Source organism: Nocardia sp. 149-1B (assembly GCF_057747975.1).
Map to the genome: position 1 here is coordinate 1,682,126 of NZ_CM173233.1, position 14,086 is coordinate 1,696,211.

Here is a 14,086-nt window from a genome sequence, read left to right on the forward strand (position 1 = left end):
TCCGAGACGGTCCGAAGCGGGCCCGGCGACGGTAACCCAGGGCGGCCGTCGCCCGTTCGGTATTGCTGCGGAGAGGTCTAGTCAGCTGGCCGGTGCGGTGACGCGGGCGACGAACGCGGCCGTGTCCGCGAAGATCTGCGGGGCGTCGTTGTCGAGGGTGGCGACGTGGAAGCTGTCCTTGAGCCGGGTGACGGTGACGTCGCGGGAGGACACCCCGGCCAGGATCAGCGGCTCGGTCGCCTCGTCGACGACGTGGTCCTCGGTGGAGCGGAAGTACAGCAGGGGAGCGGTGATCCGCGGCAGGTCGGCGACCAGGCCCGGCCACTCCCGCATCATCGAGTGGATCGCCTTGAGCGGGGTCCGGTCGTAGCCGTGCTCCTGCATGCCCGGCTTCTTGATGTCGTTGGCGATGCCGGGGAACGACGGCACCACGTGCTTGAGCACCGGCAGCAGCTTCACGTCCAGGCGCCTCGTGGCGACGGCCGGGTTGACCACGACGACGCCGGCGATCCGGTCGGGGTGGTCAGCAGCGAGCCGGAGCACCAGGGCGCCGCCCATCGAGAGCCCACCGACGACCACCGCGTCGTTCTCGGCAGCCAGCTTCTCGAACACGCGGGTGATCTCGGCGTACCAGTCCGCCCAGGTGAGGGTGTTGAGCTCCTGCCAGGTGGTGCCGTGCCCGGGCAGGCGCGGCACCTCGACGGCGTACCCCTGCGCCGCCAGTGCCTCGCCCCACGGGGTGATCGAGGCCGGCTGCCCGGTGAAACCGTGGCTGAGCAGCACGCCGAGCCGGCGACCGCCGGTGAGCTCGGGCTGTGCCGGGCGGGAGTACGGCGAGGCGAGCGGGTGGATCGTCATGGGCGGATTGTGCACCACCCGGGGCCCCGAGAGGCGGGGGTATGGGGCAAGTCCCAGCCGACGGTCTAGGCTTCGCCCGTCGGAAGTCTCGGGTTGGGTGGGAGGTCGTCGGTGTTCTACTGGTTCCTGAAGTGGATCGCCCTCGGTCCCTGGCTGCGCCTGTTCTTCCGGCCGCGCGTGGAGGGCGCCGAGAACGTCCCCGACGAGGGACCGGCCATCCTGGCCAGCAACCACCTCTCCTACGCAGACTGGCTGTTCATGCCGCTCACGCTGCCGCGTCGCGTGACGTTCGTGGCCAAGGCGGAGTACTTCACCGGCAAGGGCGTCAAGGGCTGGCTGCAGAAGACGTTCTTCGCAGGCTCCGGGCAGGTCCCGATCGACCGCTCCGGCGGCGGGGCCGCCGAGGGTGCGATCATCTCGGCCAAGCGCGTGCTCGCCGAGGGCGAGCTGTTCGGCATCTACCCCGAGGGCACCCGCTCCCACGACGGCCGCCTCTACCGCGGCAAGGTCGGCGTGGCCCGGCTCGCGCTCGAGGCGAAGGTGCCGGTGATCCCGGTCGCGGTGGTCGGCACCGACGAGATCGCGCCGCCGGGCAAGAAGTTCGGCCGGTTCACCCGCCCGGTCGTGCGCTTCGGCGCGCCGCTCGACTTCTCCCGCTACGACGGCATGGAGAGCGACCGCTACATCCTGCGGTCGATCACCGACGAGATCATGTACGAGATCATGCGTCTCTCCGGCCAGGAGTACGTCGACACGTACGCCTCCCGCGCCAAGGAGGAGGCCAGGAAGGCCGAGAAGGACGCCGAGAAGGCCGCCAAGGACGACGGGGAGCCGGACGAGCCCAAGCTCGCGTCGTGACGATCCACTCGGGCCACCCGTTCCTGGATCCGGAGCCCGACCCGGTACGCCGGTTCCGCGGCCGCATCGGCGGGGCGGTCGCGCTCGTCACCGCCGGTGACGACTCCCACCGCGCCGGGCTGACCGTGTCGTCGTTCCTGGTCGCGGGCGGCGAACCCGCCCGCGTGGTGATGCTGGTCGACCCTGACAGCGACCTCCACGACGTACTGACCGGCTCCAGCGACCGCGCCGTGGTGCAGCTGCTCTCGTGGCGCCACCGCGACCTCGGGGAGGCGTTCGCGGGCACCGCGCCGGCGCCGGGTGGGCCGTTCCGCACGGGGGAGTTCGAGTCCACCGCGTGGGGCCCGAGGCTGGTCGACGCGACCACGTGGGCGGGCGTCCGGCTCGAGTCGAGCGCCGACGCGGGCTGGTCGTCGTTGCTGACCTGCCTGGTCGAGGAGATCCACGTCGGCGAGGACGACGAGCCGCTGGGCAACCGGCGCGGCCGGTGGGTGCGCCTGTGAGCGAGCTCCTGGCGATCGCCGACGAGCTCTACGGGCTGACGCTGCCGGAGTTCACCCCCGCCCGGGACGCCCGGGCCAAGGAGCTCAAGGGCACCGACCTCGCCAAGCAGGTCAAGGCACTGCGCAAGCCGTCGACGGCGGCGTGGGTCGTCAACCTCCTGGTCCGGCGCGAGGCCGAGCAGGTCGAGCAGGTGCTCACGGTCGGTGAGGCCCTGCGCGCCGCACAGGCCAACATGTCCGCCGACGAGCTGCGCGCGCTCACCCGGCAGCGGCGTCAGCTCACCGCCGCGGTGACGACCCAGGCCCGGAGGGTCGCCCGCGAGGCAGGCACCAAGGTCACCGAGGCGGTGGCCGACCAGGTCGAGGCGACCCTGACCGCGGCGATGGTCGACGAGCAGTGCGCGCTGGCAGTGCGCAGCGGTCTGCTGGTGGCACCGCTGACGACCACCGGCCTCGATCCCGCCGACGTGTCGGGTGCCGTCGCCGTGCCCGAGGCGCTGGGGTTCGCCGCGGCGCCCCGCGAGGCCGCGCCGCCCCCGCGACCCGAGCTGCACGTCGTCCCCGACCCCGAGGCGGACCGCAAGGCGATCGCGGCCGCCGAGGCGGCGCTGGCGGCCGCCCAGTCCGAGCTCGACAAGGCGAGCGAGGCTCACGAGGAGGCGACGGCGGCGTACGACGAGCTCGAGGCCCGCAGCCTCCAGCTCCAGGCCGAGCTCGACGAGCTGCGCGGCCGGATCGCCGAGCTCGAGTCGGCGGCCGAGGACGTCGACGAGGAGATCGCCGAGGCCGAGGAGACCCGCGACGAGGCGGAGGCCGCGGTGCGTGAGGCCACCCAGACCCGGGACGCCGCCCAGGCGGCCCTGGAGAAGCTCGAGCGCTAGACGGGGTCAGCTCTCCGAGGGGGCCCAGGAGATCTCGTCCGTGCGGCCGTCGCGGGAGCCGGGACGACCGTCGTCGGCGAGGTCGTAGGCGTACGTCCGTCCGGGCTCCCCACCGCGGTCGACGTCCTCGGGCTGGCCGATCAGGCTCGTCGAGGCGCGGAAGGACCCGTAGGTGAACCCCTGGCGGGTCAGGCACCGCAACGGGACCGACATCCGGAAGTGGTCGGCACCGATCCGGTCCTGCTGCGCGTCGGCGCACGGTGCCCGCACGATGTCTCGGTTCTCGTCCTCGAACTCGACGCGGGACCGGCCCCGGTCCGTGGTGGTCGAGAAGTCGAGGTAACGGTCCAGGGGGTAGCCGCCGTCGTGGTCGTTCGCCCAGAGCTGGACCATGAAGAGCTGCCGGAGGTCGTGCAACGTGCGCCCCACGAAGCCCCCGATGCGGTAGTCCACCCGGACCGCGGGGCGCGGCCCGTCGCGCACGATCCGCAGCGTGACGCGGTGGAGCTCCATCTTCCTCAGGGTCGCCCCCGAGACCGGCAACTCCTCCCGCCAGTCGATCCGTGGGTCGTTCCACCGGTGGACGGTGACGTCGCGACCGGCCGAGCCGGCGGCGGACGCCGCGGGCGGCGCCGCTGTTCCGGCCAGTGTCCCGGCGAGGGTGGTGAGGAGGGCGGTGACGAGGGCTGCGGTCCGAGTGCGCATGCGACCACGCTACGTCGAGTCGGTCCAGCCTTCGCCCGCCAGGCCGCGGGAACTCGGGGGCGGTGGCCGTGCTCGACCGCGAGGTGGTGCAGGCGCCGATGCGTCGTCGCCCCGGGCGCGAGCGGGCGGAAGGCCGGCTGGGAGGGCGGCTGGGAGGGTGGCCGGCGCCGCCGGTAGAACGCGTGCTTGGCGACCAGGATGATCGAGGCGTCGACGCGGTCACCGAGGATCAGCGAGAGCAGGGTGGCGGCAACGAGGATCAGCACGATCGGCTGGGTGAACTGCCCTGCCAGCTCCCAGACCGGTCCGTGCCGGCCGCGGGGAGAGATCAGGTTCGCGCCGTACCGCTCTCGCCGCGCAGCTGGTCGAGGAGGTCCTCGGGCGGGGAGGCCCAGAACGGTGGGGACGGCGGCGTGGAGGTGGACGTCACCGCGGGCTCACCGTCCTCTCACCCGGCACCGATGTTCCGAGGGCCGGACCGGTTTCCATTCTGCACCTGGCCGAGGACCGCGATCTGCCGGGGAGTGGCCTACTCGGCCCAGCCCTTCGACCGTTCGACCGCGTCGGTCCAGCGCGTGTGGGCGGCGTCGGCGGCGGCCCGGTCGAGGGCGGGCTCGAACCGACGGTCCAGCGCCCAGGTCTCGCGCAGGTCGTCGGTGGAGTCCCACACACCGGCGCCCAGGCCGGCGAGGAACGCGGCGCCCAACGCGGTGGTCTCGACGGTCCGCGGCCGCTCGACCGGCACCCCGAGCTGGTCGGCCTGGATCTGGCAGAGCAGGTTGTTGGCCGAGGCGCCGCCGTCCACGCGCAGCGAGGAGAGACCTGCTCCGACCGCCGTCATCGTGTCGAGGACGTCGCGCACCTCGAACGCGATGGCCTCCAGCGTGGCGCGCACCAGATGGGCACGGGTGGTGCCGCGGGTGAGGCCGACGATCAGGCCGCGGGCGTGGGGGTCCCAGTGCGGGGCGCCGAGTCCCGTCAGCGCCGGCACGAACACCACCCCGCCGGTGTCGGGCACCGTGCGGGCGATCGGCTCGGTCTCGGCGGCCGAGCCGACGATCTGGAGCCCGTCACGCAGCCACTGGACGGCCGCGCCGGTCACGAAGATCGCGCCCTCGGAGGCGTAGGTCAGCACACCGTCCGGGGAGCGCCAGGCAGCGGTCGCGAGCAGGCCGGCGTCGCAGCGTTGGATGGTCGGCCCGGTGTTGGTGAGGATGAACGACCCGGTGCCGTAGGTGCACTTGGAGTCGCCCTCGTCGAAGCAGGTCTGACCGAACAGCGCGGACTGCTGGTCACCGGCCAGGCCCGAGATCGGCAGCGAGAGGTCCAGGAACGTCTTGGGGTCGGTCGTGGCGATCTCGCCCCAGTTCGGCACCAGCTCGGGCAGCGCGTCGCGTGGCACCCCGAACAGCGAGCACAGCTCGTCGGACCAGTCGCCGGTCTCGAGGTCGAGGAGGAGGGTCCGGCACGCGTTGGAGACGTCGGTCGCGTGCCAGGTGCCGCGGGTCATCCGAGCGATCAGGTAGGAGTCGACGGTGCCGATCGCGTAGCGACCCGACTCCACCAGCGCCCAGGTGTGCGGCTCGTTCTCTCGCAGCCACATCAGCTTGGTGCCGGAGAAGTAGGGGTCCAGCCGCAACCCGGTCAGCTCGCTGATGCGGTCCTCGTGGCCCGCGTCGCGCAGGCGCGTGCAGAGGTCCGCCGTACGCCGGTCCTGCCAGACGATCGCCCGCCGGGGCGACCCCAGGGTCTCGCGGTCCCAGAGCAGGATGGTCTCGCGCTGGTTGGTGATCCCGACCGCCTCGAGGCGGGAGGCGTCGTAGCCGTCGAGCACGTCGCGGACCGCCTGCAGCGTCGCCTGCCAGATCTCCTCCGGGGAGTGCTCCACCCACCCCGGCTGGGGAAAGTGCTGGGCGAACTCCTCGTAGCCCTTCGCAGCGATCGACCCGTCCCGCTCGACGACGACCGCCGTCACGCCGGTCGTGCCGGCGTCGATCGCGAGGACGCTCACGGCTCGTCGGTCCGGGCGCCCCGGATGATCGCGAGCACCTTCTCGTCCACCCACGACCCGTCCGCCGCGACCCGCATCTCGTAGTTCTCGGTGCCGACCCAGGCCGGGAAGTCCCGGGCCCCGGCGTCGCGGGCCAGCCGGTCGAGCTCGTCGGCGAGCTCGGGGGTGACAGGCACCTTCTCGTCCTCGGTCGACGCGGTGAGGTAGAGGTCGTTGAGCTCGAGCAGCCGGGTCAGCTCGGTGATGGGCGCCGGGTGGTCGTCGACCCGCAGGTCGACGGCGATGTCGTCGTTGCCGCCGTACCCGGCCTCGTCGCGGACCACCAGCAGCGCGGCTGCCTGTCGGCCCCGTGAGTCGCCGCCGGCCTCGTCGCCGGCGGTCAGGGCCTCCAGCAACCGGTGGGCGAGCGGTGCGTCCTCGGGGGAGGCCAGCCACGCTGCCTCGATCGCCTCCACGACCTCGCTGCCGGTGAGGATGTTGCCCTGGATGGCGTAGCCCGGACCGGTCAGGCTGCCGGCCCAGTCGAGGCACGCGGAGCCGGTGTGGCTGGCGGCGTTGCCGTCGACGTCGACGATGCCGACCTGGCGGTGGTCGCGGCCCTCGTCGTCCTCGAGCAGCCGCTGGAGCGCGACCTCTGCCGTGGCGCCGTCGTCGAGGTGCGCAAGCGCCTGGCCCTTGTAGGCCACGTTGGCGTCGGCCTGCGTGGCGATCGCGCCGACGCCGGCCACCGCGGCGGGCACGGCCGACCCGACGGCCAGGAACTTCGAGGCCACGGCCACGCCCCACGACTCACCGTCGGCGGAGCGGGCCACGATCGAGAACGTCATGCGCCGACCCTAATGGTCACCACCGTTGGTTCGTCGGGACTCCCCGCCGCCCAGGCACGCACCTCGCGGCGTTGCCGTCGCTCGACAGACAACCCGGTATGCGCATCGCTCCGGCGCCTTGCGATGCACGCACCTGGACGACGGCTACCCCTGATGAACCAACGGCGGCAACCACTAGCGATATCCGGTTGCTCCGCACCGCACCCGACGCAGGAGGATGGGGGGATGCTCGACCGCATCACCACCGCCCTCGGTTTCCCCTCCCTGGGCCACCACCGCAGGTTCGTCACCGCGATCGCCATCGACGCGGTGGGCAGTGGGGTGTTCATGCCGGTCTCGATGCTCTACTTCCTGGTCACGACCGACCTGACGCTGGTGCAGATCGGTGCGGCCATCTCCGTCGCCTCGGCCGCCGCGATCCCGGTCGGCCCGCTGCTCGGCGGGGTCGTCGACAAGTACGGCGCCAAGCGGGTGCTGCTCGCCGGCAACCTCGCCCAGGGCCTGGGCTTCCTCGCCTACCTGGTCACCGACTCGTTCGTGGGCCTGACGCTGTGGACGATCGTCGTGGCCGTCGGTCGCACGGCGTTCTGGGGCTCCTACGGCAACATCGTGGCGGCGATCTCCGCGCCCGGGGAGCGCGAGAAGTGGTTCGGGTTCCTCGGAGCACTCCGCAACGTCGGGTTCGCCGTCGGCGGCCTGCTCTCGGGCGTCGCGATCACGATCGGCACGCACGCGGCGTACCTCTCGGTGGTGCTGGTCAACGCGCTGTCGTACGTCGTCGCGTTCACGCTGCTGCTCGCCGTGCCACCCACGGCGCCGAGCGGGCACCGGCCGCCGGAGGGCGCGTGGGGGACCGTGCTGCGCGACCGGCCCTACCGGCTGCTGTGGCTGGTGCAGTTCACCTACTCCAGCGCGATGATGGTGCTGAACTTCGCGATGCCGATCTACGCCGTGACCGTGCTCGGGCTCCCCGGCTGGGTCACCGGCGCGGTGTTCACGATCAACACGGTGATGGTCGGCTTCGGCCAGGGGCTCGTGGTGGGTGGCATGACCGGACACCGGCGCTGGCGGGTCCTGGTGCTGATGAACCTGGTGTTCGCGGCGTCGTTCGTGGTGATGCTGGGCGCCTCCGAGCTGTCGGTCGCGCTCGGGACCGTGGTCGTGCTGGTCGGCTCGGTCGTCTACACCGGCGGCGAGCTGCTGGGCGGTCCGGTGCTCGGTGCGCTCGGCGCCGAGGCCGCCCCCGAGCAGCTGCGCGGGCGCTACCTCTCGCTGATGCAGCTGGCCTGGACGATCTCGGGCGCCGTGGCCCCGGTGGCCTTCGCGTGGCTGCTCGACCGCGGCACCGCCCCCTTGTGGGTCGCGCTGAGCGCGCTGTCGCTGGTCGGTTCCCTGCTGGCCGTGCAGCTGGGCCGCGCGCTACCGCACGCCGCCCAGGAGGTCACGAACCGGGCCGCGGAGCCCGCTGCGGCCTGACCACCCGCCACGACACCGGGTCGAGCTCGACCTCGAGCTCGCCGCCGAAGGTGTCGCCGAAGGCCCGCAGGTCCACGCTCACCCGCGCCGGCCGGTCGACGGACCGGTTGACCAGCATCAGCGCCAGGTCTCCGGTCTCCTCGTCGTACGTCGCCGTGGCGTCGACCAGCGGCACGTCCCCGACCTCGCTCTCGTACGTCGCCACGCGCGGCTCCACCCGGAGCACCGTGCCGCGGGCGGCCGCGGCGATCTGGGCGAACGGCGCGAAGATCGTCTGCCGCCAGGCCTCGCCGCCGGGCTCGGTGCGGATCGGCGCGATCACGTTCACGAGCTGGGCCAGGCAGCCCACGCCGACGCGGTCCGCGTGGCGCAGCAGGGTCACCAGCAGGCTCGCGACCATCGTCGCGTCGACCTCGTCGTAGGTGTCCTCGATGAGCCGGCGCGGCTGGTCGGACACCGAGGTGTCGTTCGAGTCCCAGTTCGAGACGTACCAGACGTTCCACTCGTCGACCGAGACCCGCAGGCGCTTGCGCGACCGGAGCCGGGCGCCCACGTGGTCGGCGGTGGCGACGATCTCCTCGATGGAGCGGTCGAGGTCGACCGCGCCGGCGAGGAACTCGGGGACGGACTTGCCGACCGGGTCGTAGTAGCTGTGCAGGGACACGTAGTCGACCGCGTCGTAGCACTGCTCGAGCACGGTCGCCTCCCAGCTCGCGAACGTCGGCATCGCGCTGTGCGAGCTGCCGCAGGCGACCAGCTCGATCCGCGGGTCGGTGAGCTTCATGGCGCGTGCCGTCCGGGCGGCGAGGGCGCCGTACTCGGCGGCGCTCTTGTGGCCGACCTGCCACGGACCGTCCATCTCGTTGCCCAGGCACCACAGGCGGACGTCGTACGGCTCGACGGCGCCGTGCTGGCGGCGCAGGTCGGAGAGCCGGGTGCCGCCGGGGTGGTTGCAGTACTCCACGAGGTCGACGGCCTCCTGCATGCCGCGGGTGCCGAGGTTGACCGCCATCATCGGCTCGATGCCGGACTCGCGGCACCACGTCATGAACTCGCCGGTGCCGAACGCGTTGGACTCGACCGTGTGCCAGGCGAGGTCGAGACGCGCGGGGCGGTCGGCCAGCGGGCCCACGCCGTCCTCCCAGCGATAGCCGGAGACGAAGTTGCCTCCCGGGTAGCGCACGACGCTGACACCCAGCTCGCGCACCAGCTCGAGCACGTCGCGGCGGAACCCGTGCTCGTCGGCGCTCGGATGGCCCGGCTCGAAGATGCCGGTGTAGACGCAGCGGCCCATGTGCTCGACGAACGAGCCGAACAACCGGGGGTCGGCGCGCCCGATGGTGAACGCCGGATCGAGGGCGATGGAGGCCTGGACGGGGTTCGCGGGGTCGCTCACGACAGCCAGTATCGAGGGCGGTGAGAACGACCCGCTACCGGGCCGTTGGGCCTCCACTCTGGTGGCTTTGGGCCCGGCTCCAGAGGTGGCCGCGAGGGGTTTGCGCCACTAGAGTCGGACTGTTTGTTGTGAACGATCCAAGAGGCCACGCCGCCCTCCGGTCGCGGGCCCACGAGAAGAGAGTCCCGAACCGTTATGACTGTCCGCCGCGTCGCCCTCCTCACCGCCGGTGGCCTCGCACCGTGCCTCTCCTCTGCTGTCGGAGGGCTGATCGAGCGCTACACCGAGCTCGAGCCCGAGATCGAGATCATCGCCTACCTCAACGGTTACGCGGGCCTGCTCGGCGGGAAGTACGTCACGGTGACGCCGGAGGTCCGCAAGAGCGCGCACCTGCTGCACCGCTACGGCGGCAGCCCGATCGGCAACAGCCGCGTCAAGCTCACCAACGTCAAGGACTGCGTCAAGCGCGGGCTGGTCCAGGAGGGCCAGGACCCGCTGCACGTGGCGGCCGAGCAGCTCACCAAGGACGGCGTCGACGTGCTGCACACGATCGGCGGTGACGACACGAACACGACGGCGGCCGACCTCGCGGCGTACCTGCACGAGAACGACTACGAGCTCACCGTCGTGGGCCTGCCCAAGACCATCGACAACGACGTGGTCCCGATCCGCCAGTCGCTGGGCGCCTGGACGGCTGCCGAGCAGGGCGCGCTGTTCGCGCGCAACATCATCGCTGAGCACTCCTCCAACCCGCGGATGCTGATCATCCACGAGGTCATGGGCCGCAACTGCGGCTGGTTGACCGCCGCCACCGCGGTCAAGTACCGCGAATGGGTCACCGAGCAGGAGTTCTCGGGCTTCGGCAACAACACCGCCGCCCACTGGGACGTGCACGCGGTCTACGTGCCCGAGCTCGCCTTCGACATCGCGGCCGAGGCCGAGCGTCTCAAGAAGGTCATGGACGAGACCGGCTGCGTGAACATCTTCCTGTCCGAGGGCGCCGGCGTCTCCACGATCGTGGAGGAGATGATCGCCCGCGGCGACGAGCCCAAGCGCGATGCGTTCGGACACGTCAAGATCGACACGATCAACCCCGGTGCCTGGTTCGCCAAGCAGTTCGGCCACTTGATCGACGCCGAGAAGACCATGGTGCAGAAGAGCGGCTACTTCTCCCGGTCCGCTGCCGCCAATGACGAGGACCTCGCGCTGATCAAGGCCTGCACCGACCTGGCCGTCGACGCGGCCCTGCGCGGCGAGAGCGGTGTCGTGGGCCAGGACGAGGACGCCGGCGACGAGCTGCGGGTCTGCGAGTTCCCGCGGATCAAGGGCGGCAAGGTGTTCGACACCTCCGTGCCGTGGTTCGGCGAGCTGCTCGACGGCATCGGCCAGCCGGTCGGCGAGCAGGCCTGACCCGGCTCACCACGCGAGTACGCCGGCCTCGTCCTGCAAGGTCCCCGTCGGCGCGTCCGGGCCGAGGGTGGCCAGTCGTACGACGACGCGGGCGCTCTCCGCGGGCGGTCGGCCGATGCCCCACGCCGCGGTCATGTCGGTGGCGGTGGGCCCGGGCTCGAGCGCGTTGAACCTGACGTCGGGGTGCAGCTTCGCGTACTGAAGCGTCAGCATCGTGGCTGCGGCCTTGGATGCGGCGTACAACGGCAGCGTGAGGCTGGACTCCACCCGCTCGGGGTTGGTCGACGCCCAGAACGATCCGGCGCTGCTCGAGACCGTGACGACGTGCGGGTTGTCGGAGCGGCGCAGCAGCGGCAGGGCGGCCTCGGTCACGCGGACGATGCCGACCACGTTGGTGTCGAAGCTCCGTAGGGCGGTCGGGCCGTCGAGATCGGTCTCGAGGACCCCGGCGTTGTGCACGAGGACGTCGAGACGGGCCTCGGCCGCGTCGATGGACGCGAGCGCGGCCCGCACCGACTCGTCGTCGGTGACGTCCAGCTGGACGAAGCGGGCGCCGAGCGCGGTCGCGGCTTCCCGGCCGCGGGTCGCGTCGCGCGCGCCGAGATAGACGGTGTGGCCCAGCTCGAGGAGCTGTCGTGCGGTCTCGAAGCCGATGCCCTTGTTGGCACCGGTGATCAGGGTGACGGTCATGCCGCCGACGCTAGGCAGGCTCGGCGGCTCCACCCAGAGCCCTGTCGAGCCTGGGGTGTGGCAGGGCCCCCGACACATCGGCCGAGGCCAGCATCGCGAGCTTGTCCGCGTCGGGCGACCCCGCGTCAGCGTGGTAGACGACGAGCATCACGCCATCGGCACCGCTGATCGCCAGCCGCTCGCGGTTGAGGGTGAGCTCGCCGACCTGCGGGTGGTCGAACAGCACCGGCGTCCCGCGCTGCCCGCGCACCTCGTGACGCGCCCACAGCCGGCGGAAGCGATCGCTGGCCAACGAGAGCTCGCCAGTGAGCTCGATGAAGCGCGGGTCGTCGATGTCGGTCCCCACGGCCTGCCGCAGGTTGGCCACGAAGCACTCCGTCATGGCCTCCCAGTGCGGGTGGAGCCGCTGCGCCTCGGGGTCGAGGAACATGTCGCGCAGCTGATTGCCGCCGACCGTCAGGCCGGGAGCGAGCGCCGTCGCCAGGCTGTTCGCGGCCAGGATGTCGAAGTAGCGGCCCTCGATGAACGCCGGCTGGACGAGCCCGTCGAGCAGCTTGAGAGCCGTCGGCGGCACGATCTCCTTGCGGGGCCGCGGGCGGCGTCGCCGCGGCGCGTCCGCGACGAGTGCCAGCAGGTGCGCGAGGTGGTCGTCGTCGAGCTGGAGCACCCGGGCGATCGACTCCAGCACCTGGACGGAAGGGTGCCGGTCGCGGCCGCGCTCCAGGCGCAGGTAGTAGTCCGCGCTGATACCGGCGAGCATCGCGACCTCCTCGCGCCGCAGACCCGCCACGCGCCGGACTCCGACGTCGGGGATCCCCGCCATGCGCGGGGTGACCAGCGCCCGGCGGGCGGCCAGGAAGGTGCCGAGGGCGTTCGGCTTCTCGCTCATCGGTCCACCGTAGGCACGGCACCGAAGGGCAGGGGAGGCCCTGGCACACCCCCTGAGGTTCGAAAAGGCGCCCACAGGGAACGGTCTCGACATCCGACCGACCCCGAGCCAGGAGATCACCATGGCGACGCCGACCGCCCCGGCCATCGACGTGAACGGACCGACCCCCGATCTCAAACGGGTGATGGGGCCCAAGCTGCTGCTGTTGTTCATCGTCGGCGACATCCTGGGCGCGGGCGTCTACGCCGTCACCGGCAAGATCGCCGGCCAGGTCGGAGGCATCGCGTGGGTGCCGTTCCTGGTGGCGTTCACCGTCGCGACCCTGACGGCCTTCTCCTACCTCGAGCTCGTCACGAAGTACCCCCAAGCCGCCGGGGCGGCGCTGTACGCCCACAAGGCGTTCGGTCTGCACTTCGTGACGTTCCTGGTTGCGTTCACCGTGGTGTGCTCGGGCATCACCAGCGCGGCGACCTCGTCGAGCCTGCTGTCGGCCAACCTGCTGGTGGGTCTCGACGAGGTCCTCCCCGGGGTCCCCACGGGCGACACGGCGACGCTGGTCGTCGCGCTCGCCTTCATGGTCGTGCTGGCCATGATCAACCTGCGTGGTGTCGGCGAGAGCGTGAAGTTCAACGTGGTGCTGACGATCGTCGAGATGACGGCGCTGGCGATCGTGATCGCCATCGGGTTCTGGGTGATCGGGCGCGGTGACGGCGACCTCTCACGCATCACGGTGTTCGACAGCCCGGACCAGAAGGGGATGTTCGCGGCCGTCACGATCGCGACCGCGATCGCCTTCTTCTCGATGGTCGGCTTCGAGGACTCGGTGAACATGGTCGAGGAGACCCGGGACCCCGAGCGGATCTTCCCCAAGATGATGCTCACGGGACTCGGCATCGCGGTGGTGATCTACATGCTCGTGGCGATCTCGGTGGTCGCCGTGATCCCCGCCGGTGACATCGCGACGCCGAAGAACCCCGAGGCCGGTGTCCTGCTCGACGTGGTCAGGGTCGGCTCGCCGGACCTCCCGATCGACAAGCTGTTCCCGTTCATGACGGTGTTCGCGGTGGCCAACACCGCCCTCATCAACATGCTGATGGCCAGCCGCCTGGTGTACGGCATGGCCCACCAGGACGTGCTGCCGCGCAGCCTGGGTCGGGTGTCGACGACCCGGCGCACGCCGTACACCGCCATCGCGTTCACGACGGTGCTCGCGCTCGTGCTGATCCTGGTGGTCCGACTGCAGTCCGAGAGCAGCATCGTGGTCGCCCTGTCGGGCACGACCGCACTCCTGCTGCTCGCGGTCTTCTCGGTCGTCAACGTCGCGTGCCTGATCCTGCGGCGCGACCCGGCGCCGAGCAGGTTCCGTGCCCCCACGGCGTTCCCGGTGCTGGGCGCGCTGGCCTGTGCCTACCTGCTCGGCCCGTGGGCGCGGCTCGAGGCCGACTACATCCAGTACCGGATCGCGGTCGGTCTGCTCGCGGTCGGAGTCGTGCTGTGGCTGGTCACCTGGCTCACCAACCGGGGCGTCCGCGCCAAGCGGACGGGCTTCCGCGACATTGAGCACCTGGGGGAGTGACCCCGA

The 14,086-nt window shown here is 71.5% G+C and carries 13 protein-coding genes; 6 read left to right on the plus strand and 7 right to left on the minus strand.

The window, feature by feature from the left end:
* Positions 1 to 81: 81 nt before the first annotated feature.
* Positions 82 to 858 (minus strand): alpha/beta hydrolase, encoded by a 777-nt coding sequence (locus AC3ANS_RS08050; protein WP_488295635.1) that lies wholly within the window; start codon positions 856 to 858, stop codon positions 82 to 84.
* 111 nt (positions 859 to 969) lie between these two features.
* Here AC3ANS_RS08050 and AC3ANS_RS08055 point away from each other — a divergent pair, with 111 nt between their 5' ends.
* Genes AC3ANS_RS08055 through AC3ANS_RS08065 form a run of 3 tightly spaced genes read left to right on the plus strand, consistent with a single transcriptional unit; the run spans position 970 to position 3,100 of the window.
* The gene (locus tag AC3ANS_RS08055; protein ID WP_488295636.1) at positions 970 to 1,716 is read left to right on the plus strand and encodes a lysophospholipid acyltransferase family protein; all 747 of its coding nucleotides are present in this window, start codon (positions 970 to 972) and stop codon (positions 1,714 to 1,716) included.
* A complete protein-coding gene (locus tag AC3ANS_RS08060; RefSeq protein WP_488295637.1) occupies positions 1,713 to 2,219 on the plus strand; it encodes a flavin reductase family protein in 507 nt (168 codons plus the stop codon). Before AC3ANS_RS08055 ends, AC3ANS_RS08060 begins: the two co-directional genes overlap by 4 nt.
* Positions 2,216 to 3,100, plus strand: coding sequence for a hypothetical protein (locus AC3ANS_RS08065; protein WP_488295638.1), 885 nt, complete (start codon positions 2,216 to 2,218; stop codon positions 3,098 to 3,100). Before AC3ANS_RS08060 ends, AC3ANS_RS08065 begins: the two co-directional genes overlap by 4 nt.
* A gap of 6 nt (positions 3,101 to 3,106) precedes the next feature.
* On the opposite strand, the gene AC3ANS_RS08070 is transcribed toward AC3ANS_RS08065, so the two are convergent.
* From AC3ANS_RS08070 to AC3ANS_RS08080, 3 genes are all read right to left on the minus strand, one after another.
* On the minus strand, positions 3,107 to 3,805 hold the full coding sequence (locus tag AC3ANS_RS08070; RefSeq protein ID WP_488295639.1) for a hypothetical protein: 699 nt from the start codon (positions 3,803 to 3,805) through the stop codon (positions 3,107 to 3,109).
* A gap of 529 nt (positions 3,806 to 4,334) precedes the next feature.
* Entirely contained in the window at positions 4,335 to 5,816 is a 1,482-nt protein-coding gene (gene glpK / locus AC3ANS_RS08075) for a glycerol kinase GlpK (RefSeq protein ID WP_488295640.1), read from the minus strand.
* Positions 5,813 to 6,643, minus strand: coding sequence for a DUF1028 domain-containing protein (locus AC3ANS_RS08080; protein WP_488295641.1), 831 nt, complete (start codon positions 6,641 to 6,643; stop codon positions 5,813 to 5,815). Before AC3ANS_RS08080 ends, glpK begins: the two co-directional genes overlap by 4 nt.
* Before the next feature lie 225 nt (positions 6,644 to 6,868).
* On the opposite strand from AC3ANS_RS08080, the gene AC3ANS_RS08085 reads away from it, so the two are divergent.
* Entirely contained in the window at positions 6,869 to 8,119 is a 1,251-nt protein-coding gene (locus AC3ANS_RS08085) for an MFS transporter (protein WP_488295642.1), read from the plus strand.
* Here the strand turns inward: AC3ANS_RS08085 and arfA are convergent.
* The gene (gene arfA / locus AC3ANS_RS08090) at positions 8,085 to 9,515 is read right to left on the minus strand and encodes an arabinosylfuranosidase ArfA (RefSeq protein WP_488295643.1); all 1,431 of its coding nucleotides are present in this window, start codon (positions 9,513 to 9,515) and stop codon (positions 8,085 to 8,087) included. The genes AC3ANS_RS08085 and arfA overlap by 35 nt on opposite strands.
* A gap of 195 nt (positions 9,516 to 9,710) precedes the next feature.
* On the opposite strand from arfA, the gene AC3ANS_RS08095 reads away from it, so the two are divergent.
* Positions 9,711 to 10,925 carry a pyrophosphate--fructose-6-phosphate 1-phosphotransferase gene (locus AC3ANS_RS08095; protein WP_488295644.1) on the plus strand — a complete coding sequence of 405 codons (1,215 nt, stop codon included), beginning with the start codon at positions 9,711 to 9,713 and terminating at the stop codon, positions 10,923 to 10,925.
* 6 nt (positions 10,926 to 10,931) lie between these two features.
* Here AC3ANS_RS08095 and AC3ANS_RS08100 read toward each other — a convergent pair whose 3' ends face one another.
* The gene (locus AC3ANS_RS08100; RefSeq protein WP_488295645.1) at positions 10,932 to 11,615 is read right to left on the minus strand and encodes an SDR family NAD(P)-dependent oxidoreductase; all 684 of its coding nucleotides are present in this window, start codon (positions 11,613 to 11,615) and stop codon (positions 10,932 to 10,934) included.
* A gap of 10 nt (positions 11,616 to 11,625) precedes the next feature.
* Positions 11,626 to 12,504 carry a helix-turn-helix transcriptional regulator gene (locus AC3ANS_RS08105; protein ID WP_488295646.1) on the minus strand — a complete coding sequence of 293 codons (879 nt, stop codon included), beginning with the start codon at positions 12,502 to 12,504 and terminating at the stop codon, positions 11,626 to 11,628.
* Between the two features lie 121 nt (positions 12,505 to 12,625).
* On the opposite strand from AC3ANS_RS08105, the gene AC3ANS_RS08110 reads away from it, so the two are divergent.
* Positions 12,626 to 14,080 (plus strand): APC family permease, encoded by a 1,455-nt coding sequence (locus AC3ANS_RS08110; RefSeq protein WP_488295647.1) that lies wholly within the window; start codon positions 12,626 to 12,628, stop codon positions 14,078 to 14,080.
* The last annotated feature ends 6 nt before the right edge of the window (positions 14,081 to 14,086 follow it).

What these genes read in the sequence shown, in the direction of transcription:
- AC3ANS_RS08050 (WP_488295635.1), bottom strand. Translation starts at nt 858, where the DNA reads ATGACGATCCACCCGCTCGCCTCGCCGTACTCCCGCCCGGCACAGCCC.
- AC3ANS_RS08070 (WP_488295639.1), bottom strand. Translation starts at nt 3,805, where the DNA reads ATGCGCACTCGGACCGCAGCCCTCGTCACCGCCCTCCTCACCACCCTC.
- AC3ANS_RS08080 (WP_488295641.1), bottom strand. Translation starts at nt 6,643, where the DNA reads ATGACGTTCTCGATCGTGGCCCGCTCCGCCGACGGTGAGTCGTGGGGC.
- AC3ANS_RS08085 (WP_488295642.1), top strand. Translation starts at nt 6,869, where the DNA reads ATGCTCGACCGCATCACCACCGCCCTCGGTTTCCCCTCCCTGGGCCAC.
- AC3ANS_RS08095 (WP_488295644.1), top strand. Translation starts at nt 9,711, where the DNA reads ATGACTGTCCGCCGCGTCGCCCTCCTCACCGCCGGTGGCCTCGCACCG.
- AC3ANS_RS08100 (WP_488295645.1), bottom strand. Translation starts at nt 11,615, where the DNA reads ATGACCGTCACCCTGATCACCGGTGCCAACAAGGGCATCGGCTTCGAG.
- AC3ANS_RS08105 (WP_488295646.1), bottom strand. Translation starts at nt 12,504, where the DNA reads ATGAGCGAGAAGCCGAACGCCCTCGGCACCTTCCTGGCCGCCCGCCGG.
- AC3ANS_RS08110 (WP_488295647.1), top strand. Translation starts at nt 12,626, where the DNA reads ATGGCGACGCCGACCGCCCCGGCCATCGACGTGAACGGACCGACCCCC.